General features: G+C 68.4%; 32 protein-coding genes and 1 tRNA gene. 9 read left to right on the top strand and 24 right to left on the bottom strand.

Going from position 1 to position 21304, the window contains the following annotated elements; all coding sequences use genetic code 11:
* Positions 1–75 precede the first annotated feature (75 nt).
* Positions 76–1134 (top strand): PucR family transcriptional regulator, encoded by a 1059-nt coding sequence (locus ACFFR3_RS13825; RefSeq protein WP_345401736.1) that lies wholly within the window; start codon positions 76–78, stop codon positions 1132–1134.
* A gap of 60 nt (positions 1135–1194) precedes the next feature.
* On the opposite strand, the gene ACFFR3_RS13820 is transcribed toward ACFFR3_RS13825, so the two are convergent.
* A complete protein-coding gene (locus ACFFR3_RS13820) occupies positions 1195–2295 on the bottom strand; it encodes a glycosyltransferase (protein WP_345401739.1) in 1101 nt (366 codons plus the stop codon).
* A gap of 111 nt (positions 2296–2406) precedes the next feature.
* On the bottom strand, positions 2407–4239 hold the full coding sequence (locus ACFFR3_RS13815; RefSeq protein WP_364366368.1) for a SpoIIE family protein phosphatase: 1833 nt from the start codon (positions 4237–4239) through the stop codon (positions 2407–2409).
* A gap of 59 nt (positions 4240–4298) precedes the next feature.
* On the opposite strand from ACFFR3_RS13815, the gene ACFFR3_RS13810 reads away from it, so the two are divergent.
* Positions 4299–5021: an ANTAR domain-containing protein gene (locus ACFFR3_RS13810; RefSeq protein ID WP_364366371.1), complete on the top strand. Its 723-nt coding sequence runs from the start codon at positions 4299–4301 to the stop codon at positions 5019–5021.
* 72 nt (positions 5022–5093) lie between these two features.
* Here ACFFR3_RS13810 and ACFFR3_RS13805 read toward each other — a convergent pair whose 3' ends face one another.
* Complete coding sequence (locus ACFFR3_RS13805; protein ID WP_345409712.1) at positions 5094–5450, bottom strand: STAS domain-containing protein; 357 nt, start codon at positions 5448–5450, stop codon at positions 5094–5096.
* Positions 5451–5622: 172 nt separating this feature from the next.
* Between ACFFR3_RS13805 and ACFFR3_RS13800 the strand changes: the two genes are divergently transcribed.
* Both ACFFR3_RS13800 and ACFFR3_RS13795 read left to right on the top strand, forming a co-directional pair.
* Positions 5623–6393, top strand: coding sequence for a SigB/SigF/SigG family RNA polymerase sigma factor (locus ACFFR3_RS13800; protein WP_345401745.1), 771 nt, complete (start codon positions 5623–5625; stop codon positions 6391–6393).
* 16 nt (positions 6394–6409) lie between these two features.
* Complete coding sequence (locus ACFFR3_RS13795; protein ID WP_345401748.1) at positions 6410–6823, top strand: ATP-binding protein; 414 nt, start codon at positions 6410–6412, stop codon at positions 6821–6823.
* Positions 6824–6882: 59 nt separating this feature from the next.
* Here the strand turns inward: ACFFR3_RS13795 and ACFFR3_RS13790 are convergent, their stop codons facing one another.
* The 4 genes from ACFFR3_RS13790 to ACFFR3_RS13775 form a co-directional block, all read right to left on the bottom strand.
* Positions 6883–7080, bottom strand: a complete 198-nt coding sequence (locus ACFFR3_RS13790; protein WP_355421584.1) for a hypothetical protein — start codon at positions 7078–7080, stop codon at positions 6883–6885.
* Positions 7081–7086: 6 nt separating this feature from the next.
* Complete coding sequence (locus ACFFR3_RS13785; RefSeq protein ID WP_379483224.1) at positions 7087–7908, bottom strand: hypothetical protein; 822 nt, start codon at positions 7906–7908, stop codon at positions 7087–7089.
* A gap of 7 nt (positions 7909–7915) precedes the next feature.
* Positions 7916–8464: a hypothetical protein gene (locus ACFFR3_RS13780; protein WP_345401757.1), complete on the bottom strand. Its 549-nt coding sequence runs from the start codon at positions 8462–8464 to the stop codon at positions 7916–7918.
* A gap of 68 nt (positions 8465–8532) precedes the next feature.
* Positions 8533–8958, bottom strand: coding sequence for a hypothetical protein (locus ACFFR3_RS13775; RefSeq protein ID WP_364366378.1), 426 nt, complete (start codon positions 8956–8958; stop codon positions 8533–8535).
* A gap of 95 nt (positions 8959–9053) precedes the next feature.
* Here ACFFR3_RS13775 and ACFFR3_RS13770 point away from each other — a divergent pair.
* Positions 9054–9127 (top strand) — tRNA-Pro (locus ACFFR3_RS13770).
* Positions 9128–9208: 81 nt separating this feature from the next.
* Here the strand turns inward: ACFFR3_RS13770 and ACFFR3_RS13765 are convergent.
* The 17 genes from ACFFR3_RS13765 to ACFFR3_RS13685 all read right to left on the bottom strand — a co-directional run bounded on the left by ACFFR3_RS13765 (position 9209) and on the right by ACFFR3_RS13685 (position 17494).
* Entirely contained in the window at positions 9209–10327 is a 1119-nt protein-coding gene (locus tag ACFFR3_RS13765; RefSeq protein WP_379483223.1) for a tyrosine-type recombinase/integrase, read from the bottom strand.
* 89 nt (positions 10328–10416) lie between these two features.
* Positions 10417–10650 carry a helix-turn-helix domain-containing protein gene (locus tag ACFFR3_RS13760; protein ID WP_345401763.1) on the bottom strand — a complete coding sequence of 78 codons (234 nt, stop codon included), beginning with the start codon at positions 10648–10650 and terminating at the stop codon, positions 10417–10419.
* The gene (locus tag ACFFR3_RS13755) at positions 10647–12029 is read right to left on the bottom strand and encodes a replication initiator (RefSeq protein ID WP_345401766.1); all 1383 of its coding nucleotides are present in this window, start codon (positions 12027–12029) and stop codon (positions 10647–10649) included. The genes ACFFR3_RS13760 and ACFFR3_RS13755 overlap by 4 nt, the downstream gene beginning before the upstream one ends.
* Positions 12026–12268 (bottom strand): hypothetical protein, encoded by a 243-nt coding sequence (locus tag ACFFR3_RS13750; protein ID WP_345401769.1) that lies wholly within the window; start codon positions 12266–12268, stop codon positions 12026–12028. The genes ACFFR3_RS13755 and ACFFR3_RS13750 overlap by 4 nt, the downstream gene beginning before the upstream one ends.
* A 43-nt stretch (positions 12269–12311) precedes the next feature.
* The gene (locus ACFFR3_RS13745) at positions 12312–12491 is read right to left on the bottom strand and encodes a hypothetical protein (RefSeq protein ID WP_345401772.1); all 180 of its coding nucleotides are present in this window, start codon (positions 12489–12491) and stop codon (positions 12312–12314) included.
* 374 nt (positions 12492–12865) lie between these two features.
* Entirely contained in the window at positions 12866–13093 is a 228-nt protein-coding gene (locus ACFFR3_RS13740; protein WP_379483222.1) for a hypothetical protein, read from the bottom strand.
* An 8-nt stretch (positions 13094–13101) separates the two neighbouring features.
* Positions 13102–13254, bottom strand: coding sequence for a hypothetical protein (locus ACFFR3_RS13735; RefSeq protein ID WP_345401778.1), 153 nt, complete (start codon positions 13252–13254; stop codon positions 13102–13104).
* 126 nt (positions 13255–13380) lie between these two features.
* Positions 13381–13524, bottom strand: a complete 144-nt coding sequence (locus ACFFR3_RS13730) for a hypothetical protein (protein ID WP_345401781.1) — start codon at positions 13522–13524, stop codon at positions 13381–13383.
* 23 nt (positions 13525–13547) lie between these two features.
* Positions 13548–13673, bottom strand: coding sequence for a hypothetical protein (locus ACFFR3_RS13725; protein WP_345401784.1), 126 nt, complete (start codon positions 13671–13673; stop codon positions 13548–13550).
* A 5-nt stretch (positions 13674–13678) separates the two neighbouring features.
* On the bottom strand, positions 13679–13921 hold the full coding sequence (locus tag ACFFR3_RS13720) for a hypothetical protein (RefSeq protein WP_345401787.1): 243 nt from the start codon (positions 13919–13921) through the stop codon (positions 13679–13681).
* The gene (locus ACFFR3_RS13715; RefSeq protein WP_345401790.1) at positions 13918–14241 is read right to left on the bottom strand and encodes a hypothetical protein; all 324 of its coding nucleotides are present in this window, start codon (positions 14239–14241) and stop codon (positions 13918–13920) included. Before ACFFR3_RS13715 ends, ACFFR3_RS13720 begins: the two co-directional genes overlap by 4 nt.
* A gap of 43 nt (positions 14242–14284) precedes the next feature.
* On the bottom strand, positions 14285–15022 hold the full coding sequence (locus ACFFR3_RS13710) for a DUF2637 domain-containing protein (RefSeq protein ID WP_379483221.1): 738 nt from the start codon (positions 15020–15022) through the stop codon (positions 14285–14287).
* Positions 15019–15243 (bottom strand): helix-turn-helix domain-containing protein, encoded by a 225-nt coding sequence (locus tag ACFFR3_RS13705; protein WP_345401796.1) that lies wholly within the window; start codon positions 15241–15243, stop codon positions 15019–15021. The genes ACFFR3_RS13710 and ACFFR3_RS13705 overlap by 4 nt, the downstream gene beginning before the upstream one ends.
* 85 nt (positions 15244–15328) lie before the next feature.
* Complete coding sequence (locus ACFFR3_RS13700) at positions 15329–16501, bottom strand: FtsK/SpoIIIE domain-containing protein (protein ID WP_345401799.1); 1173 nt, start codon at positions 16499–16501, stop codon at positions 15329–15331.
* An 8-nt stretch (positions 16502–16509) separates the two neighbouring features.
* On the bottom strand, positions 16510–16662 hold the full coding sequence (locus ACFFR3_RS13695) for a hypothetical protein (protein WP_345401802.1): 153 nt from the start codon (positions 16660–16662) through the stop codon (positions 16510–16512).
* A 3-nt stretch (positions 16663–16665) separates the two neighbouring features.
* The gene (locus ACFFR3_RS13690) at positions 16666–16893 is read right to left on the bottom strand and encodes a hypothetical protein (RefSeq protein ID WP_345401805.1); all 228 of its coding nucleotides are present in this window, start codon (positions 16891–16893) and stop codon (positions 16666–16668) included.
* A 271-nt stretch (positions 16894–17164) separates the two neighbouring features.
* Positions 17165–17494 (bottom strand): SCO3933 family regulatory protein, encoded by a 330-nt coding sequence (locus ACFFR3_RS13685; protein ID WP_345401808.1) that lies wholly within the window; start codon positions 17492–17494, stop codon positions 17165–17167.
* A 194-nt stretch (positions 17495–17688) separates the two neighbouring features.
* Here ACFFR3_RS13685 and ACFFR3_RS13680 point away from each other — a divergent pair, with 194 nt between their 5' ends.
* The 4 genes from ACFFR3_RS13680 (at position 17689) to ACFFR3_RS13665 (ending at position 21270) form a co-directional block, all read left to right on the top strand.
* Complete coding sequence (locus ACFFR3_RS13680; protein WP_345401811.1) at positions 17689–18231, top strand: GntR family transcriptional regulator; 543 nt, start codon at positions 17689–17691, stop codon at positions 18229–18231.
* Positions 18232–18247: 16 nt separating this feature from the next.
* Positions 18248–18964, top strand: a complete 717-nt coding sequence (locus tag ACFFR3_RS13675; RefSeq protein WP_345401814.1) for a GntR family transcriptional regulator — start codon at positions 18248–18250, stop codon at positions 18962–18964.
* Positions 18965–18976: 12 nt separating this feature from the next.
* The gene (locus ACFFR3_RS13670; protein ID WP_345401818.1) at positions 18977–19399 is read left to right on the top strand and encodes an NUDIX hydrolase; all 423 of its coding nucleotides are present in this window, start codon (positions 18977–18979) and stop codon (positions 19397–19399) included.
* Positions 19400–20451: 1052 nt separating this feature from the next.
* A complete protein-coding gene (locus tag ACFFR3_RS13665; protein WP_379483220.1) occupies positions 20452–21270 on the top strand; it encodes a DUF6414 family protein in 819 nt (272 codons plus the stop codon).
* Positions 21271–21304 lie beyond the last annotated feature (34 nt).

The raw sequence follows: 21304 nt of genomic DNA, 5'->3' as shown, positions 1-21304 counted from the left end.
GCTTCAAGTGTAAAAAGCCAGCTCAGAGGGGGCCATCGACGCGCGTAACGCCCGGTGTGGGAGGCTGTCGTACAAATGCACAACTCGGCTGACCTGCAAGAGATCGTCGACGAGATCGCCGCCCGGCTGGGCGCGTCCGCGACGCTGGAGGACCGCTCGTTCCGGCTGCTCGCCTATGGCGCCCAGCACGGCGACATTGACACGGTCCGCCAGGAGTCGATCCTGCGCAGGCGCGCCACGGGAGAGGTGCGCGACTACTTCGAGCGCTACGGCATCGCCCGCGCGAGCGGGCCGGTCAGGATCCCGGCGGACGCCGAGCTGAAGGTCCTGGCCCGGGTGTGCTGGCCGCTGCGGCACGCCGACGTCACCTACGGCTACCTGTGGCTGCTCGACTCGGGCGAGCTGACCGACGAGCGGCTGCGCTCGGCCGCGCCGCTGGTCGCGCGGGCCGCCGCCGCGCTGGCCCAGGAGGCGCGCAGCAGGCAGGACCTCGGGCACGGGCTGCGCGCCCTGCTCTCCGCCGATCCCGAGGAGCGCGCGTCCGTCTCGCTGGAGGTGAGCGGGCCGGTGGCGGCCATCGCCGTACGCGAGTCGCAGGAGCGCGTGGCGGCCCTGTGGACGCTGCCGCGCGGCGTGCTGGCACGTACCGGCTCGCCGGTCGCCCTGCTCGCCCCCGCGCACCTGGCGGGGGAGGTGGCGCGGACGGTGCAGAGCGCGTACGGCACCGCGGCCGGCGTCGGCGCGCCCCGCGACGACCCGGGGGAGGCGTGGCTGAGCTGGCGCGAGGCCCGCCAGGCGCTGCGCATCGCCGAGCACTTCCCGCGCCACGCCCCGATCGCCCGCTGGGAGGACCTCGGCGTGCACCGTCTGCTGGCCAGGCTCAGCCAGGCCGACCTGCGCGAGCTGGCGGCGGAGACGGCGGGGCTGGACGCGGAGCTGGCCCAGACGGTGGAGGTCTATCTCGACCGGGGCGGCCACGTCCAGAAGACCGCCGCCGAGCTGGGGGTGCACCGCCAGACCCTCTACTACCGGCTGGCCAAGGCCGAGCGGCTCACCCATCGCGACCTGTCGGACGGCGACGACCGCCTGGCGGTGCACCTGGCGCTCAAGGCCGCTCATCTCATCGGCGGTTGACCCCCGGACAGGGAGACGGCAGGTGGCCGAGGCCACCTGCCGGGGTCGCGTGATGGGGAATCAGGCGCAGGACTCGTAGACGCGGACGAGCTCCTGGCTCACCCGCTCCCAGGAGTAGCGCGAGCGGGCCCGGTCGGCGCCCGCGTAGCCGAGCGCGGTGCGCAGGGTGGGGTCGTACAGCAGCTCGCGGGCCAGCCGCGCGGTGCGGGCGGGACGGTCCGGCGGCACCAGCAGCCCGGTGACGCCGTCCACGATGGAGTCGAGGTGCGCGCCGACGGCCGAGGCGATCACCGGCACGCCGCAGGCCATGGCCTCCAGCGCGACGATCCCGGTCACGGCCTCGCGCGGCACCGACACGACGGCGTCCGCGCTGCGCATCAGCTTCGGTACTGCGGTCCGCTTCACCTGGCCGAGCAGCGTCACCCGGTCGGCCACGCCGAGCTGCTCCGCCAGGGCGCGCAGGCGGCGCGCGTCGCGGTCCTGGTCGAGCTCCTCGGGCTCCGGGCCGCCGGCGATGACGAGCTCCACGTCGCCGAGGCCGGGCAGCGCCCTGACGATGGTGTGGGCGCCGCGGTCGATCGACAGCGGGCCGACGTGCAGCAGGCGCTTGCGGGTGCCGCGCGTGGCGACCGCGCCCCGGCGCTGGAAGCGCTCGGTGTCGACGCCGTACGGCACCACCGCGATGTTCCCGCGCGGCACGCCCAGCCTGATGAGGGCGGACTCCTCGTCGCCCGAGCCCGCGATGACCGCGTTGGCCCGGCGCCCGAGCGCCCGCTCCAGGTCCTTGTGGCCGGCGTCCACCCGGTGGAACGTCTGCGTGACCGGCACTCCGAGACCTTCGGCGCCGGCGACGGCGACCAGCCCGCCGGTCCACGAGTAGGCGTGGATCACGTCGGGGCGATCCTGCGTCCATCGCTTGCCGAGGTGGGCGCCCACCTCACTGAGGTAAGGGGACACCTCGTCGGCGGCCAGCTCCTTGGCGGGCCCCACGTCGATGTGCTCCAGAGTGACACCCGGGGCCACCCGCGTCTTGGGCTTGCCTTCGGCGTTGTCACGTCGGGAGTAGATGGTGACGTGGTGCTCGCGCCCCAGCTCTCGTGCGACGGAGAGAATGCGGTGGCGCTGGTTACCGTTGGAAGAAGCGACGATCGCGATATTCATGGCACACCTCAGCGTGGAAAAAGCAGCCTCAAAGGTGTGCCTGCGTCTTAGGCACGTCGTTCTACTTCTCAGACGATACCCAGATTTCCGCCGATCGCAAACCCCCGCAGATCAGACACCGCGCAGGGCGAAAACCACGATCTCATCCCAGACCTGGCCGCCCGAGAACGCGTGCCGGTCGGCCTCCACCGCCTTGACCACGGTCGACGGCGCCTGCCCCGCGCACCGGCCCAGCACGTCGGCCAGCCGCTCCTCGCCGTACGGCTCGCCCCGCTCGTTCCGCGAGGAGACCAGCCCCTCGGAGTAGAGCACCAGCGTCTCGCCGACGGCCACCGTCAGCGTCTGGACCTCGGTCTCCGCCTCGGCGGAGATGCCCAGCGGCACGCCACCTCCCGCCCCGAACCGCACCGCCCCGTCGGGCTGCAACAGGGCGGCGGGATGGTGGCCCGCCGACGACAGCCGGATCTCGCGGCCCTTCACGAAGCCCGCCACCGCCATCACGAACATGCCGGTGCCCTGCGCGACCAGCGCCTCGTTCACCTTGCGCATGACCAGGTCGGGATCGGGCTCCCAGGCGCTGAGCACCCGCAGGCCGCCGCGCACCATCGCGCTGACCGAGGCCGCCTCCTCGCTCTTGCCGGCCGCGCCGCCCAGCGCGAACCCCCAGCCGCCCGACACCGGGAACACGTCGTAGAACTCGGCGCCCACCGACGAGCCGGGGTGGTAGACCGCCGCCGCCTCGTAGCCGGGCACGTCGGGCAGGTTGCGCGGGGCCACGCTGGCCGACAGCGCGTCGGCGGCCCGCGACCGGCTCTGGAAGCTCACCTGGGCGCGCAGGGCCAGGCCGAGCTGCAGCCCCACCTCCTGCATGACGGCCAGGTCGGCCAGGCCGAACGGCGGCCGGTCGTGCGCCCGCACGAGCGTCAGCACGCCGTCGCCGTGCCCGATCGGCACCGACAGCAGCGAGCCCGCGCCCATCACGGTCAGCAGTGGCCCCTCCGCGCAGAACCCGAGCACGCTCTCGTCGTCCACCATCTCCTGCACCACGCCGGAGCGGCGGTCGAGCACCTGCATCACGACCATGCTGCCCGCCGGATCGGCCGACTCCACCTGCCTGACCAGGTCGCCCAGCGGATGGTTCTTCGGCGCCATGACGGCCGCGCGGTGCGGCAGGCCGTCGCGCATCAGGTCGGCGATCACCCAGTCGGCCCACTCGGCCGCCAGCAGCCGCGTGGCCCGCTGCAGCGCGCCAGGACGCATCAGCGCGTCCTCTTCGAGCAGCAGCCTGGCCATCCTGGCCAGCAGGTCCTGCCGCCGCGCCGCGGCCAGCAGCAGCGCGCCGTCGGCCTGCTCCGGCCGCCGCGCGCCCGGCTCGGGCAGCTGCACCTCCGTCGGCAGCGCCACCGCCGCGATCATCTGCTGCGGCTCGCCCGGCATGGTCAGCCGGGTCAGCGCGAGCTGCACGGTGTGGGTGCGGCCCTGGTGCGCGAGGCGCGTCTCGAACGCCGACGGCTGGCCCGTCTGCAGCACCGCCGTCAGATGCGAGCGGAACGCCGCCCGCCGCGACACGTCCACCAGCAGCGGGAACGAGCGGCCCACGAGATAGCCGTCGGGGCTGCCCAGCATGCGGGAGGTCTCGGGGTTGATCCGCCTGACCACGCCGCCGCCGTCGAGCACGATGACGGGCACGGGGAAGGCCCTGAACACCTGGCGCAGCAGCTTCAGCTCCCGCTGCCCGCCGTCCTTCTTGCCGCCAGGACGCCTGGGGGCCTTGCGCAGCTCCTCCCGGGCCTCCGCCAGGAGTTCCGCGGCCGTGTCGAGCTCGGCCAGCGCCGCGTCGAGTGTGGGCGCGAGGTCCTTGGGGTAGGCGGCCCTCGCTTCGCGCAGCGAGGAGACGCGCCCGGCCAGCGCGTCTAGCGCGTGTTCGAGGTCCGGCATGGTCATGGTCTGAACGCTACGCCACCCGGGATAATGCTAGCCATAAGGGGTAGATGCTTGTTGCTATGGAATCGACCGCGATGATCACCCCCGGACTCGCGCGCGACCTCGCCGCACTGGGCCGCCTGGGCGAGGACACCTCGACGGAGAGCGTGCTCAGAGGACTGACGGCGGCGCTGGCGGCAGGAGTGCCCGGCTGCTCGGGAGCCTCGGCCGAGCACTGGCGCGACCACCGGGTGCTGGTCTCCGGCTCCCACAGGGAGCTGATCCTGCTCGTCGAGGGCGAACGTGAGCTGGGCGAGGGCCCGTCCATCGAGGCCAGGCAGAGCGGCGGCCGCGCCACCGTGACCGACGTGCTCAAGGAGACCCGCTGGCCGCGCTACGACGCGCTGGCCACCCGCTCCGGCGTGCGCTCCGTGCTCACGGTGCCCATCGAGGTGCCGCCCGCGCTGCTGGTCGTCGGCCTCTACTCGGTACGCCCTGGCGCGTTCTCGCCCCAGGGCGCGGTGTCGCTCGCCGACATGCTGACCGAGCAGGTCGGCGTGGCGATGGCCAACATGTGGGAGTTCGAGGAGGTGCGCACCGACGCCGCCCAGCTGCAGGAGGCCCTGGCAGGACGCTCGCTGATCGACCAGGCCAAGGGCATCATCATGCAGACCAGCGGGTGCAGCGCCGAGGCCGCGTTCGAGGAGCTGCGCCGCATCTCCCAGCACCACCAGGTGAAGGTGGCCGACCTGGCCAGGCTCCTGGTCGAGGAGCACCAGCGCAAGTCGTCGAAACGCGGCTGACCCTCACTGGACGCGGCTCACCGGACGCGGCTCACTGGACGCCGCCACTGGACGCCGCTCACTGCACACGGCTCACTTGATCGCGGCGACCGCGTCAGCGAGCGTGTCGTAAATCGGCAGCCGCTGCGCCAGACCTGTGATCCACATCACCTTCGACTTGGTGTACTCCACCCCGATGAGCGCGAACTTGGTGCCCGCCGTGAGGCTGGTCTGCCAGTGATGCACGATCAGCCCGAGCGCGCGCGAGTCCATGAACGTCACCCCGGCGAGGTCGAGGATCAGGTCGTCGCCCGCCATGGCTAGATAGTCGGCGAACTGGGCGCGTGTCGTGGCGTCGAGCACCCCGTCGACCCGCACCACGGTGATCCCGTCCACGGTCGACGACGTCAGGCTGAGGGCCGCCACGGGCTCCCCGCCGTTCTCCGGCATTGTCACGAAGCAACCCTACTGTCACCACGCGATCGAGGAATACTTCCAGCCCGATGGGGGACACTGGATCCGAGGTCCAGCAGAGGGCTTCTGTCTCGAGAACAGACGAGGCGTGCCTCTGCATGGGCTTTTTTCCTTGCGAGGCCGCCTGCGATCCATATAGGGAGCAGCGATGGCTGTGCAGGAATACGTCCTCGAGGAGATGACCGCGGAAGAACTCCTGGCCGAAATGGTCAGGGAAGAGACGCCCGACAGCCACAGGGAACGCCTGCGCGAGCGCATCGTCGAGATGCACAGGCCGCTCGCCATGGAGATCGCGCGACGCTACCGCTACCGCGGCGAGCCATTGGAGGATCTCCTCCAGGCCGCGTATGTTGGCCTGATGAAAGCCGTCAACGGCTTCGACCCGACCCTCGGACACGCGTTCAGGGGCTACGCGGTCGTCACGATGACCGGCGAGGTCAAGCGGCACTTCCGCGACCGCACCTGGGCGATCCGGGTGCCCCGCCTCTACCAGGAGCGCCGCTCGGAGCTCAACCGGCTCGTGGCCGACCTGAGCCAGGACCTCGGCAGGTCCCCGACCGTTGCGGAGCTCGCCGCCAAGATGAACATCACGGAGGAGGACGTCCTGCTGACGCTCGACGCCTCGGCCGCGTACAGCACGCTCTCGCTCGACGCGCCGCTCGGCACGGACGACGACGCCGCCTCGCTCGGCGACGTCATCCCCGAGGACGACGACACGCTGAGCACCATGGTCGACAGGGAGGCCGTCAAGCCGCTCATCGACGCCCTGCCCTCCCGCGAGAAGCACATCCTGCTGTTGCGCTTCTTCGGCAACATGACGCAGGCCGAGATCGCGGCCGAGTTCGGCATCTCGCAGATGCACGTCTCACGCATCCTGCGCAAGGTTCTCGACCAGCTGCGTGCCGAGCTGGTCTCCTGACGAGGGCGGTCACCGGGTGAACGAGGACGTGGAGCCTCAGTCGGGCCACAAGGGCCCGCCACCCGGCGCGCCCGTGAAAGGCCTGCGGTTCCGCCTGCCGGACCTGCCGCGCGTGCGGCAGTACGCCGAGGAGGAGGCGCGGGCCTCCGGCATGCCGGAGGACGCCATCGGCGACTTCGTCATCGCCGTCAACGAGGTCGCCACCAACGCCGTCACCCACGGGCACGACCACGCGTTCCTGCGGACGTGGACCTCTGACGGCGACCTCGTCGTCGAGGTGCACGACAACGGCTCGTGGAAACCGGGGCCGATGCCCGGCTCCGTCGGCGGCATGGGGCTGTGGGTGGCTCGCCTGCTCTCCTCCGACCTGACCTTGCAGGTCGGCGGCGAGGGCAGCACGGTCATCATGCGCTTTCCCGGCAAAAGCTGACATCCGCGTCCAACGCGTATGGCGAAGGGGCCCGGCTCGCCGGGCCCCTTCACTTCGTTCTAGCGGCGGGCCCTGCTGCGCCAGCCGCCGTTGCCCGTACGGATGCCGGCCGTGCCGACGCCCGCCTGGTGCAGCGCCAGCAGCGTCAGCCCCAGCAGGACGAACGTCATCCCGGAGAAGCCGCCGGGGATCGACGCGCCCACCAGGTCGAGCAGGAACCCTAGACCAAAGATGATCGCTGCGATGATCGCGAGCATGCCACGTCACCTCATTCCCTGAGCATGCTGGACGCCGTGGTCCTGCGAGATCCCCTGGGCGTGCTGGACGCCGTGGTCCTGCGAGATCCCCTGAGCGTGCGGCGCGCCGTGGTCCTGCGAGCCGCTGAGCGCCAGCAGGCGCTCCAGGACGTTGCGGTAGTCGCGCAGCGCCAGCCGCAACTGCTCGGTCTCCGCCTCGCCGGCGTCCTTCCAGCGGCCGCGCAGCGCCTCCGTACGGCTCGTCAGGCTGCTGGTGAGCGACTCCACCACCTCGCCGACCAGCCCGTCCGCGCGCCGCACCGCCTCACCGGGGTCGTCCACGAACGACGCCTGCAGGTCGCGCCAGCGGGCCTGCACCTGGGTGGGGTCCTGGTCGAACAGGACGATGTCGTCGGGGGCCGCGTGCGCCGGCGCCTGGTCCGCGTACGGGTCACGGCCGGTCGCCGCGGGAGCCGCGGGGGTCGCCGCGACGCCGGTGCCGGGGATGGCCGTGCCGTCGTGGGGGTCGTCGTCGTACGGGGAGATGCGGTCGGTCCCGGCCTCGGACGCGGCCAGCTCGTCGCCGTCGCGGGCGTACTCGCCGTCGCGGACGGGCTCGTCGCTGACGATCACGTCCTCGACGGGCTCCCGGTGCGCGACGTCGTCCTTGGGGTCGTCCTTGAGGTCGTCCCTGGGGTCGTCACGCAGATCGTCTGCGAGGCCGTCGCGCTCGCCGTCCCTGTAGTCGTGCTCACGGTCGTTCGGGGTGTTATGCGGGGTGTCGTTTCCGGCGTGGTCGTACGTTCTGCCGGGCTGCGACGGCACCTTGAGCTCGTCGCTGCTGCTCATATCGTGCTCACCGTCCTCGGGTGGTCTCGTGGAGGAGCTCCTCGAACAGCGCGCGGTAGTGCACCATGGCCTGCCGGAGGTCCTCGGTGGAGGCCTCCTTCCTGGCCGCGCGCCCGCTGATCTCATGAGCCGTCCTGTAGTGGTCGAGCGTCGCCGCGTGCCCGACCGACAGGTCGGACAGGCGCTGCTCGAAGTCCTCGGTGGGGTAGCCCCGCTCGGCCATGACGGCCGTCACGAGCTGGTCCGCCTCCGTCACCGCGAAGCCGGGCGCGTCCACGAAGCGCTCCTGGACCTCGATCCAGCGGCTCGCGTACGCGTCGCGGGACTCGTCCGACAGGGGCCTGATGTCCAGCTCGGCGTGGCGCTGCTCACGGTCGAGCAGCTCCTGCTCCGCCTCCCGGCGGTTGTCGTGCTCGGAGACTATGCGTTCGTACTCCGGGCCGAAGCGTTCGCGGAGGTGGGAGCGGCGCTTCTGCTGCTGCAGCATGAACCAGCCCACTGCGGCGAGCGCCACCACCACGACCACGACGACGGCCACCCATACAGAGGTGGTCATGTTCTCGCCTCCGGTCTCTTCGATGAGACCAGCGACTGCCCTCGAACAGGTATGTCGAAACGCGAGCCTCAGTGAGCGTCGAGTGCTTTCCTCGCCGCCTCCAGCACGGCTGCGACATGTGAGCCCCCTGGGGAGGCCGGCACCTCGCTGAACCCTTCCGCGGGGTCGTAGCGCACGTCCAGGCCCGCGTCCACGAGCCGCTGAGCCCACCGCAGCGCCGTGTTCAGCCGCTCGGCCGCCGGCGGCTTGCCCTGCGCCGCGGCCGACAGGTTACGCAGGTTCGTGGCGGGCCCCGACTGGGAGTGCGTCCTGGCGAGCTTCCACGGCAGGGCGGCACTGTGGTCGAGCATCGGCTTGGCCAGCCCCGCGGCCCGCTTGGCCTGCAACACCCCCGATTCGCTCACCCCGAAGTGCGCCGCCAGCTCCTGCACGCTCCGCCCTTGAGCGACGAGCCTGGCCAGCTCATCCCGATCGATGCTCGGCCTCCGCCCCACTGGCCGCCTCCGCTCCCGCTTTTCCGTGTACGCGCGCACCTCTGATGTGCGCTAAGGTTATGACGTCCCGCCCCGCAGGGGGCGGCCGACACAACCGGGACGTAGCGCAGCTTGGTAGCGCACTTGACTGGGGGTCAAGGGGTCGCAGGTTCAAATCCTGTCGTCCCGACTGGTTGTAAAAGGCCCGTTAGCCTGGCATCAGTCCAGGACAACGGGCCTTTCCGCTTTTCTACGTAGTGCTCGCCGATCCTCAGACGGCACGCAGGTGGGGACCACTTGGGGACCGCTCGTCTCCGAGGTGCGCGCTCAGCGCGTCGCCGGCATCGGTGATGGAGCGCAAATCGGGGTGCAGATACCGCTGCGTCGTGCTCAGCGAGCCATGACCGGCGATCTTCCTCAGGACGTGCACAGGAACGCCCGCGTCGGCCATCCAGGTCAACCCGGTGTGCCGAAGGTCGTGGCGCCGGAAGTGCTCGTAGCCAAGCCTCGTCACGACCTCGTCCCAATGCGTCGCATCACGCAGCACCGCCGTGGTGATGCGCCCGCCCCGCGGCCCGGTGAACAGCCGCGCATCCGGATCAGAGCCTACGGCCGTCAGTCGCGCCGAAACCAGGTCCTGGACCTTTCCGATCAGTGGCACCTTGCGCGCACGCTTGCCTTTAGTCCCCTTGTCGGCCAGCCCTCCGGGGCTCGGAGTCGTCTGCCGCCGGACTGTCCACACCCACGTGTCGGTGTCGATGTCGCGCACCCGCACGCCGGACACCTCACCGATCCGAGCCGCCGTGCACGCCGCGAACACCACCACGTCACCCCAGCCGGCGAACTGGTCGGCCGACCGCGCCACCAACGCCTCGGCCAGCCCCACCAACGCCTGCCAACTCGGCAGCGCGAGCGACCGCGGATCGTCCAGTTCGTCCTCCGCACGCTGGAACTCACGCTGCCAGCCGGTCACCCGGGCAGGATTGCGATCGATGATTCCGTCCCGTACCGCCTGCTCCATCACCCGGACCAGGATCGCCAGACTGTTCTTGATGGTCGACCGGCTGCACTCGTCAGCGATCCAGCCATGAACGGCGCGATCGACGGCACCATTGGTGATCAGTCGTACAGGCAGATGCCCGAGCGTAGGAACCACCCGCTTACGCCAGCCGGCCAAGTACGGATCGAGCGTCTTAGCCTCCAGGCCGCGCACGGCCAGCTCCATCACGCGGTCGCCATACTCGCTAAGAGCCGATGTCGCCGCGAGTGGATCAACCCCGCCACGAGCGGCCTTCTCCATCGCCTCGATCCACGCGGCCGCCGCTTCCGGGGTGGCCACGGACTCCGACTTCGACAGCCGTCTCTTGGAGACGGGATCGATCCACCGCACACGGGCTCGGTACGGCATTCTCCGGTCCGGCCGATGCTCGACATCGGATGCCAGCGTGATACCGACCGGAAGCACCACCCCAGACGCCATCACGACGCGCCAGGGTCAGTCCGGCGGCTCTGGAGCCACGCGCGCACGTCATCCACGCTGTACAGCGTCGTCCGCCCCGACACCCGCACGAAAGGCGGCCCCTGTACGGGCTGCTGCGTCCGCCACCGCCGGACCGTCGAGGGATCGACCTTCATGAGCGTGGCCAGTTCCTCGGTCGTGTACCAGCCGGACCCGAGCAGATCAGGACCTTGATCAGTTGGCGCATGAGTCATGGGACGACCTCCTTCGGTGGGTCGAGTGAGTCGATGAGCAGGGATTCGCCGGGGCTGTAGCCCTGACCGGCGAACGTCCAATGGGCGAGCACGAGCGTGCTGGCGTCGGTCTCAGGCAGCAGGCCGGCCACGCGCAGCTGGTCGTGCCGGTAGTCGGTGCGTTCCTGGCGGATGGCACCAAGAGTGGTCGAGTAGGCCCTCGATCGAGTGGAGAAGTGGCCGCGGAAGCCGAGCATGTGGGCCCACTTGCGCAGCCGCAGCCCGGTCAGCTCCGGATGGCTCTGGGGATGGCCCAGTCGCCACGCGGTGCGGATCAGCCGGGCGGCGTGCGGTGTGGCGCCGCGTTCCTGGAGGTGGGTCAGGTCGTGGTCCCGGATGCGGCGATCGAGGGTGCCTGAGGCTTCGGCGGCTTTGGTGGCGTACTTGGCGATGTAGCCGGCCACGGCTTGTTCGGACAGTTCGCCGTCGAGGTCGCTGCCGTGGATCGGCTTGACGTCGACCTGGCGGCCCCACACGAGGTGCTCGGTGGGTTGCCCAAGCTGAGGTGCCTCCAGCTTGACGGCTGCGGCGGCCGAGCGGATGGCGCTGTCGAGCAGCTGCACGGTGGCCCACTCGGGTGGCATCTCGACGTCGGCCGGGTCGGTGGTTCGGCCGTCGAGCCGGATCACGGCGTGGAAGTGCACGACGCCGCGGGCCTGGTACTCGGCGACCTTGGCGAAGGACACTCGCACCGCTTCGTTGAAGGCGCGCTGGGTCATGCCTGCCGAGGCCGCCAGGTGGCGCCGCAGGTAGACGGTGAAGCGTCGCCACAGGTCGCCCGCGTGGGCGTTCCACAGCACGTGGCCGACGTAGTCGTAGGTGTCCGGGTCGAGCGGCTGGCCGATCCGGGAGTCGCCGGCTTGATGGCGCTCGAAGCAGACCGGGCCGGAACGGCGTGGGTGGCAGACCGGGGCGATGCCGTCCTTGTCCGGTCCCCGGTGTACCGGCCCGAACGACGGCGCGGTGAGGGTGGCGAACACCTTTGGGTGCGTACGGACAGTGCTGGGCACGCCCTTCGTGCCGCCGAGGAGACCTGCCCGGATCAGGTGGTAGGTGTCCCGGCGATACAGCTCTGAGCAGGACGGGCAGCGGGAGGCGCGCCGGTTCCCGCACCGGATGAGGAGCTGACCGTGCGGCTCAGTGTCCGTGCGGTAGTGGTTCAGAACCTCGCCCGAGGCGGCATCCAGGGTGATGCTCTCGCCGACCAGCCGCACGGGTTCGGCACAGCCGTGCAGCCGGTGGACCTGGTCCAGCCAGCGAGTCAGGTTGGTGCTCGAGTACCGGGCCAGGTCGCGGACGGCTGACCCGGCGAGTTCGGCGAGCGCCCCCGCATCGCTCACAGGGTGATCCTCCTTACCTTGACGATCGTGATCTGCGGACGGCAGGCCGCGCACTGCTGGCCAAAGGGCAGACGGCGACCGCACGAGATGCGCCGTTGCCGGCCGGGACCGCGAACCACGAGCGGCCTCTGGCATAGGCCGCCGGGCTGATGGTCGAGCACGCGGCGCGTCACGCTCCATGGGCGATCAGCGCCGCCTGCATACGTCTCGACGACTTCGACGCGATAGCGAATGGCCATCAGTTCGGCTCCGCTGTCGAGCCACTTGGCTCGGCGCCTGGCCTCACAGTGCCCGGCAGTTCTGGGCGTGCTTGTCGGCGTCGGTGTAGTGCCCTGAGGTTGCTTCGCCGCAGCCGCCGCACTCGTACCTTCCGGATCTGTACGGCCACTTGGGGTCGTATGGGAGCTTCTTCCAGGTGACGGTGTTGCCGCCAGCAGTTCGGTATCTGATCGTTTCCTTCATGGCGACGTCTCCTTCGTGATCTCGGAGCCATGACGTTCCGGACACCCGCCCAGCCCTGATCGGGCAGGCTGAGCGAGCACCCGCAACCTCAGGCATCGCGATCAGTGGAAAGCGACCCAGAAGGAGTAGCGGCAGTTCGGACAGCCGACCTGGAGCCCGCCCTCGCCTACCAGCAGCGCTTCAAAGCGCGCGAGCCGGGTTCGGTGGCGGCAGTCGGGACAGGACACCTGCTGGTCGTTGACGCCAGTCGGTAGTGACACGGTGGTGGGCCTCCCTTCAGCGATCGCATTTGGGGCAGGTTCGGGTCCGGACGTAGAGGTAGCCGTGGCAGATCGAGCACCGCTGTGCGGGCCGGGGTGGCGGCTGTTTCCTGCTCATCCGAACCAGCGCCCCAGGCCCTTGGCGCGGGCGCCGGCCTGTCGCAGGGCGTCCTCACGCAGGCGCTTGGCCTTCCTCGTGCCGACCGTGGCCTCCAGTTCGGCTTGCGCCTTGCGCCGCTCGACGGCGGTGACGCCGTGGCCGTTGGCGGCTTGGGCCAGCTTGTTCAGCTCGTTGGCGCTCTGGGTGCTGGCCTTGAGCGCGGCCAGCTGCTGCTCGGTCATCCGGCTTCTCATGAGCGCGACCTCCGAGTCTGCTCGCGCTCGGTGCGCTCGGCCTCTTGCTGGGCGAGCTGCTCGTCATAGGCGTCGCGTACGGCCTGTGGCTCGCCACCGGGCCAGATGCCCGGCTTGCCGGGGTGGAAGATCCGCGTCTTTGCTGCCATCGTGGAGTTCTCCTTCGTGGAGCCTCCAGGGCCGGGAATCTTGGCGGAGGATCGGCCCTGGAGGGATGTTCGTTGTCTGCTTGCGTCGAAGCTGGCTTCGGTGTGCACGTTCGCCTTCGGGGATCGCTAGCGGTCCCGCTCGGTCTCGTCGAACATGGCTTCTTCACGGGCCTGCAAGGCGGCTCGCGCCTCAGCGAAGGCCTGCCGGTGCGCCTGGGTGAGGCTGTAGCCCTGCTCGCAGAGCTGCTCCACCCGGCGGTCGTAGTCCACGGCTGTCACCTCCCTTCTGCCGGTCAGTCGTCGGTGTGGTTGTCGATGCCCGTGCCGGTGCAGTCCCGGCAGGTCAGCCCGTCGCCATCGAGGCCGGAGCCGTTGCAGGTGCAGCACCGATAGGCCCACAGGGCGAGTTGCTCGGACACCTCGGTCACCAGCCCTCGGGCTTGCCGAGATCGGTCCACCAGCACAGGTCCTGCTCGCAGGTGATCGGCGGCGGCGTGCTGCTACTCGTCGGCCTCACGGCCGGCACTGCGGGCGCCGGGGCGGCCGGAGCCTTCTCAGCGCCGAAGCCGCCGGACAGACCCAGAGCGACCAGCGCCACGCCTGCGATGGCGAGCCAGACGACCACGCCAGGCAACTGCCGGCCTGGCTCCGAGGAGTAGGCGTTCACGCGTTCGTCACCGCCCCGAGGTAGCTCACGGCCGCGCCGTACTCGTTCAGGGCCTGCTCAGTGACCGCGACAGCGCGGTAGGTGATCGGGCCGAAGTGGCGCTCGGTCAGGTAGTGCGTGCCGCCGCTGGCCGGTACGCCGATCAGCTCGGCGACGCGGTCCACGGCCGCGCACTTCTCCCGGTCGGTGCCACTGGCGTGGACGCTGACCGCCTCGCCAAGGCTCGGCACGGGCACCTTGGGGTTGTCGGCCAGGAATCGTGCCAGCGCACGCAGTCCGGCGATGAACTCGGCGCGGACGGTGGAGTCGGTGGTCATCATCAGCGGGTCTCCTCGTGTCGTGATGTCGGTCCGGAGTTGCGTCTCAGTCGCCGCCCAGGCCCAGGTGATCCACCAGACCGGCGGCCAGTTCGGGGGCGATGTTCATGCGGGTGCGCAGCACCTCAGCGGGGATGGGCCTGCCGTGAGCGGTCTCGTACTCGGCGGCCAGGCGGCGCGCGTAGCCCAGCAGCGCAGGCGCCGGCACAGGTCCGCCCTCATCCGCAGGCGCAGACGACGAAGGAGCGTGTTCGAGCTGCGGTTGCGTCTGCTCCTCAGGCGCAGCGGTCAATTGCTCGTGCTCATCAACCCGGGTCGCATGAACCCGCTCAGCAGGCTCGTCTTCTGCCGCAGGCGCCTCATACGCCGGTACCGTGCGCGTCGCCAACGGGGCAGGCTCGGCATGGCTCGCCCGCCGCTCCAGCATCGACATGGCGATGAGGAACGCTCCGGCCGGAGTCGCGGCCAGGATCCAGCCCCAGGCACTCTGCGGCGCTTCCGCGAGGTTGGCCGCCAGAGTCAGCACGATCCCGCCGGACAGCACCAGCGCGGGCCACGACAGCGGTCCGCGGCGAGGCCGGCCCGTCCGCTTGTCCCGCTGGATCTCCCGCGCGGCCATCACACACAGCAGGTCGATGCAGACCGCCACCGCCCAGGCCCGCCAGCCGTCCTGGCCGTACTTGCGCGCCAAGCTGGAGATGTGATCGAACGATCCGACAGCCGCGATCACCGCCAAGACGGTCACCGGCGCGGAGTCGGCCACCATCGACCGGAGCCGGTTCATCGCCCGCCCTCGCGTTCCTGGAGCCGGAGCGCTTCCCAGCGCTGGGCCTGCCGGTGGCTCACGCCGATGCGGTCCGCAGCCTGGGCGATGCTGTGGCCCTGCTCTTCGCGCAGCCCCGCGTAGTCTTCGCGGCGGCCCGCTGCTTGCTCGGCGTACTTCGCGCGGGACTTGGCCGCGCCACGTTGCCGTGCCGCCGTCGCGGCACTCGATGGTGCCTTCACGCTGATCTCCCGAATCAGGCATGGATCAGGTAGGGACGTGGCGTGATCAGGGCTCACGCCTGGCCCGATAGGTGCCGGCAGATGGCTAGGCCGGTAGATCCTCGAAGTCGGGCTCGGTGAACTCCTCCACCGCCTGCTCCAGCTCCGCCGAGTCGGCCACCTCGACCGCCGGTCCGCCGGTCAGCAGCGCCCAGGACGGAGCCAGCTCCGCATGCGCTTCCGCCGCGGCTTCGGCTTGCTCCTCGGTGACGTGCACCGAGCGCTCCAGATGCCAGCGGCTGTCCGCCCCCAGCACCACCGCCGTGCCCGGCCGGTCCGCCGAGATCTGCCGGGCCGCCGCCACAGCCCGGGAGTCCATGTCACCCAGGCACATCTTGGCTGTCTCGTCGTCGTTGACCATGTGGCAGATCCGGCCGGTCAGCTGCGCACGCAGCGCCGTCACACCCGGCCCCAGGTCCGAGCCCACCCGCTGCCCGCACACCACCAGGTAGATGCCGAACGCACGGCCCAGCTGGGCGATGCGCAGTAGCCGGGTGGCGACCGCGGCGACCTCTTCCTTCTCCGCCTTCGGATCGGCCATCAGGAAGAGTTCGGCCACCTCATCGACCAGCACGACGATGGGCACAGGCCGGACCTCATCCGGCAACCTCGGATGCCAGATGTTCTTGACCCGGTACTCCCGGCACAAGGCCATCCGCGACGTGATGATCCCGACCAGGTCAGACAGCAGCCGCGCGCACTCGGCACGCTGGGTGGCCAGCGCCGACAACCGTCTCTGGTACGGCGTGAACTCGACCCCGCCCTTGAGGTCGAAGCCGACCAGCGCCACCGGCTGCGGTGCGAGCCCCGCGATCAGCGCGTTGGCCAGGTTCGACTTACCGGACTGCGTGGCCCCGACGTTCAGCCAGTGCGGCACCTTCCGGAAGTCGATGACGAACCACTCGCCGGAGTCCAACCGGCCCACCCGCACCCGCAACAGCCCATCGGCCAGCGAATGCCCGCCGGCCACCGTCTCCAGCGGATCGACCATCGTGGCGGCGAGCGTCACCTTGCCCGGCCGCCAGCCGACCAGGCGCACACTGTGCACCCGCCAGGCATGCGCCAGCTTGTCCAGCACTCGCTCGTAATCGTCGGGAGTCTGCCCGTCATGCAGCCGGATCGTCACCCGGAAGCCGGTGGACGTCGGTCGCAGCATTCCCAGACGCGGTGCCCGTTCGACCTCGACCCGGCGAAGGCTCCGGCGTTGCTGAGTGAGCATCAGGCCTCTCACCCGGGGTACCTCCCCTTGGCATAGGCGACGGCGTCCAGCACCGCACTGCCATCGTGGTCGGCCAGCCATGCCAGTGCACAGTCAGCCTGCTCCGGCGTCAGCTCCGCCAGTTCCTCGTTGAACCGCTTCCAGAACTCCGCGAGCTTCACGCCTCAGCCCCCCAGACCAGGAAAGCCGGGGAACGTCCACCGCCAGCGACGCCGACGCCTGGACAGACCGCAGCCCGAGGCCACCGCCCGCCACGTCCCGTACACCACGAGCACCTTGACCGGGAACCCGGTCACGTACCAGAACGAGGTCGGTGCCCACCGCCGCCACGCCCACAGACCTGAGCTGACAGCCAGCAACGCCAGCCCCAGCCACACCGCGAAGTCGGCCATACTAGAGCCGTCTCCTTTCCTCTTCTTGCTGGTCGGAGACCCCGGAGCGGCTTGAGACCGCCAAGCCGACAGCCGCTCCGGGACCACAGGGTCAAAACAAGGGCTCCGTCGTAGGCCCCTGCGGAGGACGGCGCAGGCCACGAAACGGCCGCACCACCTTCTCGCCAGAGGCGCGACGGATCAGCACGTTGCGTGGACCGGGCCCCGCCCAGGCGATCAGAACCGTTACCGGCTCCCCACGCTCCAGGTAGACGCGCCCCGCGACGCCCATCTAGGCCGCCTTCTCGGGCGCCGGCCGGATCGCCTCGCAGCGGAACCCCATCCCGGACCGCCCGTTCATCTGCCAGTAGAAGCAGGTCAGACCCACCGGTCGGACCTTGCTGCCCACCACGATCTGCGGGAAGTCTGCCGACGGGAACGTCACCGTGATCACCGGGTTACGCCGGTCGTCGTTCGGCATGGGCAGCAGCGGCAGCGTGTACAGCTCACGCCCCTCCGCGTCCTTCTTCACCTCACCCGTCGCGCGGTCCACGATCTTCGGCTCAGCCTCACCGGCGACCGTGAACGACAGCGACGCGATGTCCACCGGAATGTTGCGCACGTCTTCTCCTCTGACCTTGTTCCTCGGTAAGCCCTAGCTTCGAGGTTCTAGCGAAACCATACTGCCTTTTCGATAAGGCAGCAAGGCGTTGGCTAGAGTCCATCGGGGAGTAGGTGCAAAACGGTCCTTATCGCCTTGCCAGTAAGGTGGCTAGGTGCGACCCACCAGGTTGGGCCAGTGAGGAGTGGTAGGTCATGGCTGACCAGGACATTTGGACCAGCGTCTCCTTGCCGTACGTGCGACCTCGAAGGTCAGGCCAACCGGACGCCTGGACGGAGGAAGCGGCTCAACACGGCCACACTGGTAGCAACATCCTTCGCGAAGTAGTCGAGCTGTACCCGCCGGCGAGCGTGGGAGCAGCCCTTGGCCTCCGCGAGGACGAACCGGCGGTAGTCAGACGCCGAACCGTGCTCCTTGATGAGCAGCCCATCGAGCTGGCGGATTCGTACTATCCCGCTTCCATCGCTCGAGGTACCCGCCTCGCTGACATGCGAAAGATCCCTGGAGGAGCGCCAACGCTCCTCGTTGAGCTGGGCCATGAACTTGTTCACGTCGAGGAAGACGTCTCTGCTCGACCGGCCACCGAGGAGGAGCGGGAACTTCTCCGCCTTGGAGATCACGAATGGGTGCTTGTTCTCTTTCGGCGGTCGCTATCCCGTGACAGAACGCCTATCGAGGTCAGTGTGCTGACCATGGTCCCTCACGGACGCCACCTTCGTTACAAGCTCTCACTTTGAGCAGAGAGGCTGACCCATGGTTCAGTATCAGGACACCCGTCCGAAGCATCAGCAGATCGCCGCCGCCATCCGAGCGGACATCATGGCCGGCAGACTCTCCCCAGGCGAGCAACTCCCATCCACTCAACAGCTTGTGAGTCAGTACGCGACTGCTAACGCCACTGTGCAACGTGCACTTTCGCTGTTGAAGGACGAAGGCTTCCTGGAGGGGCGCCCCGGCAAAGGCGTTTTCGTCCGTGCCAAGCAGCTGGCCGTCGTTGAAGTGTCTTCCTACTTCGCACCATCGCCACGGGGCTACAGCTATGAGCTTCTTCGTGTGGATGAAGTCGTCCCGCCCGCTGACGTGGCACAAGCTCTTGAGCTGAACGATGGTGACAAGGCTGTCCTACGTCATCGCCTGCTTCTCCTCGATGGCGACCCTGTCGAGCTCTCCTGGTCGTACTATCCGTCGAGTCTCGTGGGAGGAACACCGCTGACGGGCTCCAAGAAGATCAAAGGCGGGGCGCCTCAGGTGCTAGCCGATCTTGGCTACCCGCAACGTGAGTTTACGGATCTCCTGTCGAGCCGCCCTCCCACAGTCGAAGAGGCTGAAGGTCTGGAGCTTCCAGAGGGAGTTCCGGTGATGAGGCAGTTCAGAGTGATCTATTCCGACGACAAACGCCCTGTCGAAGTTTCTGTCCTGGTGAAAGGCGGCCATCTCTACACACTGCTGTACCGCCAGAGCACGACGTGACGAAGGGCAGGCATGACCCATTCCAAGCATTCGGTGAGCGTTGCCGGCGTCGTTGTCGATGACGCCGGCCGAGCCCTGCTGACTCGCAGGGCCGACACTGGCGAGTGGCAAGCCCCGGGCGGCGTCCTTGAGATCGAGGAGACCATCCCGGAAGGTGTTCGCCGTGAAGTCCTGGAAGAGACCGGCCTGATCATAAAGCCCGAAGCTCTCACCGGCGTCTACAAGAACATGCCTCGCGGCATCGTGGCCCTCGTGTTCCGCTGCAAGGTAGCGGGTGGCCAACTCGCCACCAACGACGAAGTCACCGCCTTCCACTGGGCATCCGAGCCTGAGATCCGCGACATGGTCACCGAGGCGTTCGCCATCCGCATCCTCGACGCTCTGTACGAAGGCACTCCAGCGATCCGGCACCACGACGGGATCAGCCTCATGTGACCCCTGGTCGGGCTGTTACAAGTTTCCCTGCGGTTTCAAGCCCGCCGCGCAGCGGCGGGAACCGCGCGATCTTGGGGACAGTAGGGGACGGCACACCCGAGTTTTGGGATAGGGCCTGAGAAGGTCTCCATGAAGAAGCCGTGAAGAGCGGCGTCAAGGCACCGGCTAGAACCAGGCAGCACATCCGGCCCCGGCTCCGTCGCGGGAGGCGTGATCCTCTCAAAGAACAGCTTCAGCGATGAGCCGCCCTACCCTGATGCCGCGCCGGCAGCGCACCGCCGCAGCGAACCCCAACGACACATCGCCTGGCCCTGCGCGCTCGCTCGCGGCGGGCTGCGGCTCTTCGGCCGGTCCCGCCGCGGCGGCGCGCGTGCCGGCAAGCCGGCACCTCCGGTAGCAGGCGGCAAGAGTTGCCAGACGCTGCGCCCTCTTCATGTATCGACGCCCCAGCCCAACGATCGACGTGACCAAGACGAGCAGCCCTCAAGCCTCAACCGTGACTCTGCGCCTGGCGGAGACGGACGACGGCCAGCTGCACGAGGAAGCAGAAGCGCGAAGGGCTGAAGACCTTGGGGCTCCGCCCCAAACCCCGGCCCTCCTCGGAGATGCGCCCGGCCGCGCGAATCAGGGGGAGTGGCTGAGGTCCTGCGCGGTCATCTCCCCGCCGGCCACCACAAGGGACACCAGACCAGCCGCGCCAGGGCAAGCCGTCATGTGCGGGCAGGACAACCAGCGCACGAGGAAGGTCACCGGGCCACATGTACACGCGAACGACGGCTTGCCCTGACACGTCCGGCCCGGTATGGCTTTACGCCTGCCCGACGAGGAGATGACCACGACTTCGCCATGGCGTCGGCGACAACTTACGGCTAACGTCTCAGAGAGCGGCTACCAACAGACAACCTTCGACCTAAACTTGAGTCACACCTCTAAACCTAGGGTAGCAAGCTGGCCTGCGCACAAGTCGCCACATGTGCGCATTAGGAACAGCGTTGAACGGGAGTGGCAACGCATAAGTCGCGATACGGACAAGCGCGCAAGCGAGGAGTAGTATGGGGTTTCGCAATCCACTTTATCTGGACTTGCAACTGCTCAAGAATTTAGCCGACTATCATGGCATAGATGTACCTATCCAAAAGGAAGTAGTCCGCAAAGTCGCCGAAGACAAAACCAGTGGAATTGGCCTAGATAAAGCTATCCAACTCAAGCGAGATGTCAACAAAACCGCAGAGGTTACAGAAACCTACTCAACCGAAATACGCCCTGTGCGTCTAGTCAATGACGTTATTGACTACTTGATCGACAATGGTGATCTTACTGATCTCACCTCCAGTCCAAAGGATCCAGTCTCCCGGCGTTCGCTTATCGAAATAGAAGGCCAGATAAGCCAGTCGCCAGCCACGTTGATTGGTTCCTTCGTGCAAAGATTCATGCCCATTCTTGTAGCTCAGGCTGCACAAGGATCATCGAACTACACACTTACGAGTGCGCAATCAGCCGAGATTTTTCTGACGCCGCAGCAGGTGGGAGATAGCCCTATAGTTTTCGATCTGGAAGCACTAAGCGACGATGAGCGCCGCTACGTCTTAATATGTGATCCAAGTGGGTTGCATGGGGCTTCAATAGATGATCTCGATGGAGAGCTCACCGTTTTTGGCATAGTCGATCGCTTGATCAGTGAGCAATCGTCTATGTCGTTGGACAGATACCTGTTGCCAGGAATGAACCGTGCTCTACGTCGCGCCCTCAGCAAAGATCCCGTCGAGAATCTTGTACGCAAGTTCGCTGAGCTTCCAGGGCAGGACATTGACGCAGACTCACTCACAGTGATTGGTCCGGCTGTGGTCATCAAGCCCGTGGCAATGTACTAGAGTTACGTAGGCGTAAGTCCTTTAGCTATTGCAA

The sequence above is a fragment of the Nonomuraea salmonea genome, assembly GCF_042428605.1.
Lineage (GTDB): Bacteria > Actinomycetota > Actinomycetes > Streptosporangiales > Streptosporangiaceae > Nonomuraea > Nonomuraea salmonea.
This window is presented reverse-complemented; position numbering and strand designations above follow the sequence as displayed.

Excerpts from the sequence above, each read along its gene's own strand:
- ACFFR3_RS13700 (WP_345401799.1), bottom strand. The coding sequence starts at position 16,501 with ATGCTCACTCAGCAACGCCGGAGCCTTCGCCGGGTCGAGGTCGAACGG.
- ACFFR3_RS13825 (WP_345401736.1), top strand. The coding sequence starts at position 76 with ATGCACAACTCGGCTGACCTGCAAGAGATCGTCGACGAGATCGCCGCC.
- ACFFR3_RS13690 (WP_345401805.1), bottom strand. The coding sequence starts at position 16,893 with ATGGCCGACTTCGCGGTGTGGCTGGGGCTGGCGTTGCTGGCTGTCAGC.
- ACFFR3_RS13680 (WP_345401811.1), top strand. The coding sequence starts at position 17,689 with ATGGCTGACCAGGACATTTGGACCAGCGTCTCCTTGCCGTACGTGCGA.
- ACFFR3_RS13735 (WP_345401778.1), bottom strand. The coding sequence starts at position 13,254 with ATGGCAGCAAAGACGCGGATCTTCCACCCCGGCAAGCCGGGCATCTGG.
- ACFFR3_RS13780 (WP_345401757.1), bottom strand. The coding sequence starts at position 8,464 with ATGACCACCTCTGTATGGGTGGCCGTCGTCGTGGTCGTGGTGGTGGCG.
- ACFFR3_RS13785 (WP_379483224.1), bottom strand. The coding sequence starts at position 7,908 with ATGAGCAGCAGCGACGAGCTCAAGGTGCCGTCGCAGCCCGGCAGAACG.
- ACFFR3_RS13800 (WP_345401745.1), top strand. The coding sequence starts at position 5,623 with ATGGCTGTGCAGGAATACGTCCTCGAGGAGATGACCGCGGAAGAACTC.
- ACFFR3_RS13760 (WP_345401763.1), bottom strand. The coding sequence starts at position 10,650 with ATGACTCATGCGCCAACTGATCAAGGTCCTGATCTGCTCGGGTCCGGC.
- ACFFR3_RS13710 (WP_379483221.1), bottom strand. The coding sequence starts at position 15,022 with ATGAACCGGCTCCGGTCGATGGTGGCCGACTCCGCGCCGGTGACCGTC.
- ACFFR3_RS13820 (WP_345401739.1), bottom strand. The coding sequence starts at position 2,295 with ATGAATATCGCGATCGTCGCTTCTTCCAACGGTAACCAGCGCCACCGC.
- ACFFR3_RS13805 (WP_345409712.1), bottom strand. The coding sequence starts at position 5,450 with ATGCCGGAGAACGGCGGGGAGCCCGTGGCGGCCCTCAGCCTGACGTCG.
- ACFFR3_RS13815 (WP_364366368.1), bottom strand. The coding sequence starts at position 4,239 with ATGACCATGCCGGACCTCGAACACGCGCTAGACGCGCTGGCCGGGCGC.
- ACFFR3_RS13810 (WP_364366371.1), top strand. The coding sequence starts at position 4,299 with ATGGAATCGACCGCGATGATCACCCCCGGACTCGCGCGCGACCTCGCC.
- ACFFR3_RS13745 (WP_345401772.1), bottom strand. The coding sequence starts at position 12,491 with ATGAAGGAAACGATCAGATACCGAACTGCTGGCGGCAACACCGTCACC.
- ACFFR3_RS13670 (WP_345401818.1), top strand. The coding sequence starts at position 18,977 with ATGACCCATTCCAAGCATTCGGTGAGCGTTGCCGGCGTCGTTGTCGAT.
- ACFFR3_RS13715 (WP_345401790.1), bottom strand. The coding sequence starts at position 14,241 with ATGATGACCACCGACTCCACCGTCCGCGCCGAGTTCATCGCCGGACTG.
- ACFFR3_RS13675 (WP_345401814.1), top strand. The coding sequence starts at position 18,248 with ATGGTTCAGTATCAGGACACCCGTCCGAAGCATCAGCAGATCGCCGCC.
- ACFFR3_RS13750 (WP_345401769.1), bottom strand. The coding sequence starts at position 12,268 with ATGGCCATTCGCTATCGCGTCGAAGTCGTCGAGACGTATGCAGGCGGC.
- ACFFR3_RS13740 (WP_379483222.1), bottom strand. The coding sequence starts at position 13,093 with ATGACCGAGCAGCAGCTGGCCGCGCTCAAGGCCAGCACCCAGAGCGCC.
- ACFFR3_RS13665 (WP_379483220.1), top strand. The coding sequence starts at position 20,452 with ATGGGGTTTCGCAATCCACTTTATCTGGACTTGCAACTGCTCAAGAAT.
- ACFFR3_RS13790 (WP_355421584.1), bottom strand. The coding sequence starts at position 7,080 with ATGCTCGCGATCATCGCAGCGATCATCTTTGGTCTAGGGTTCCTGCTC.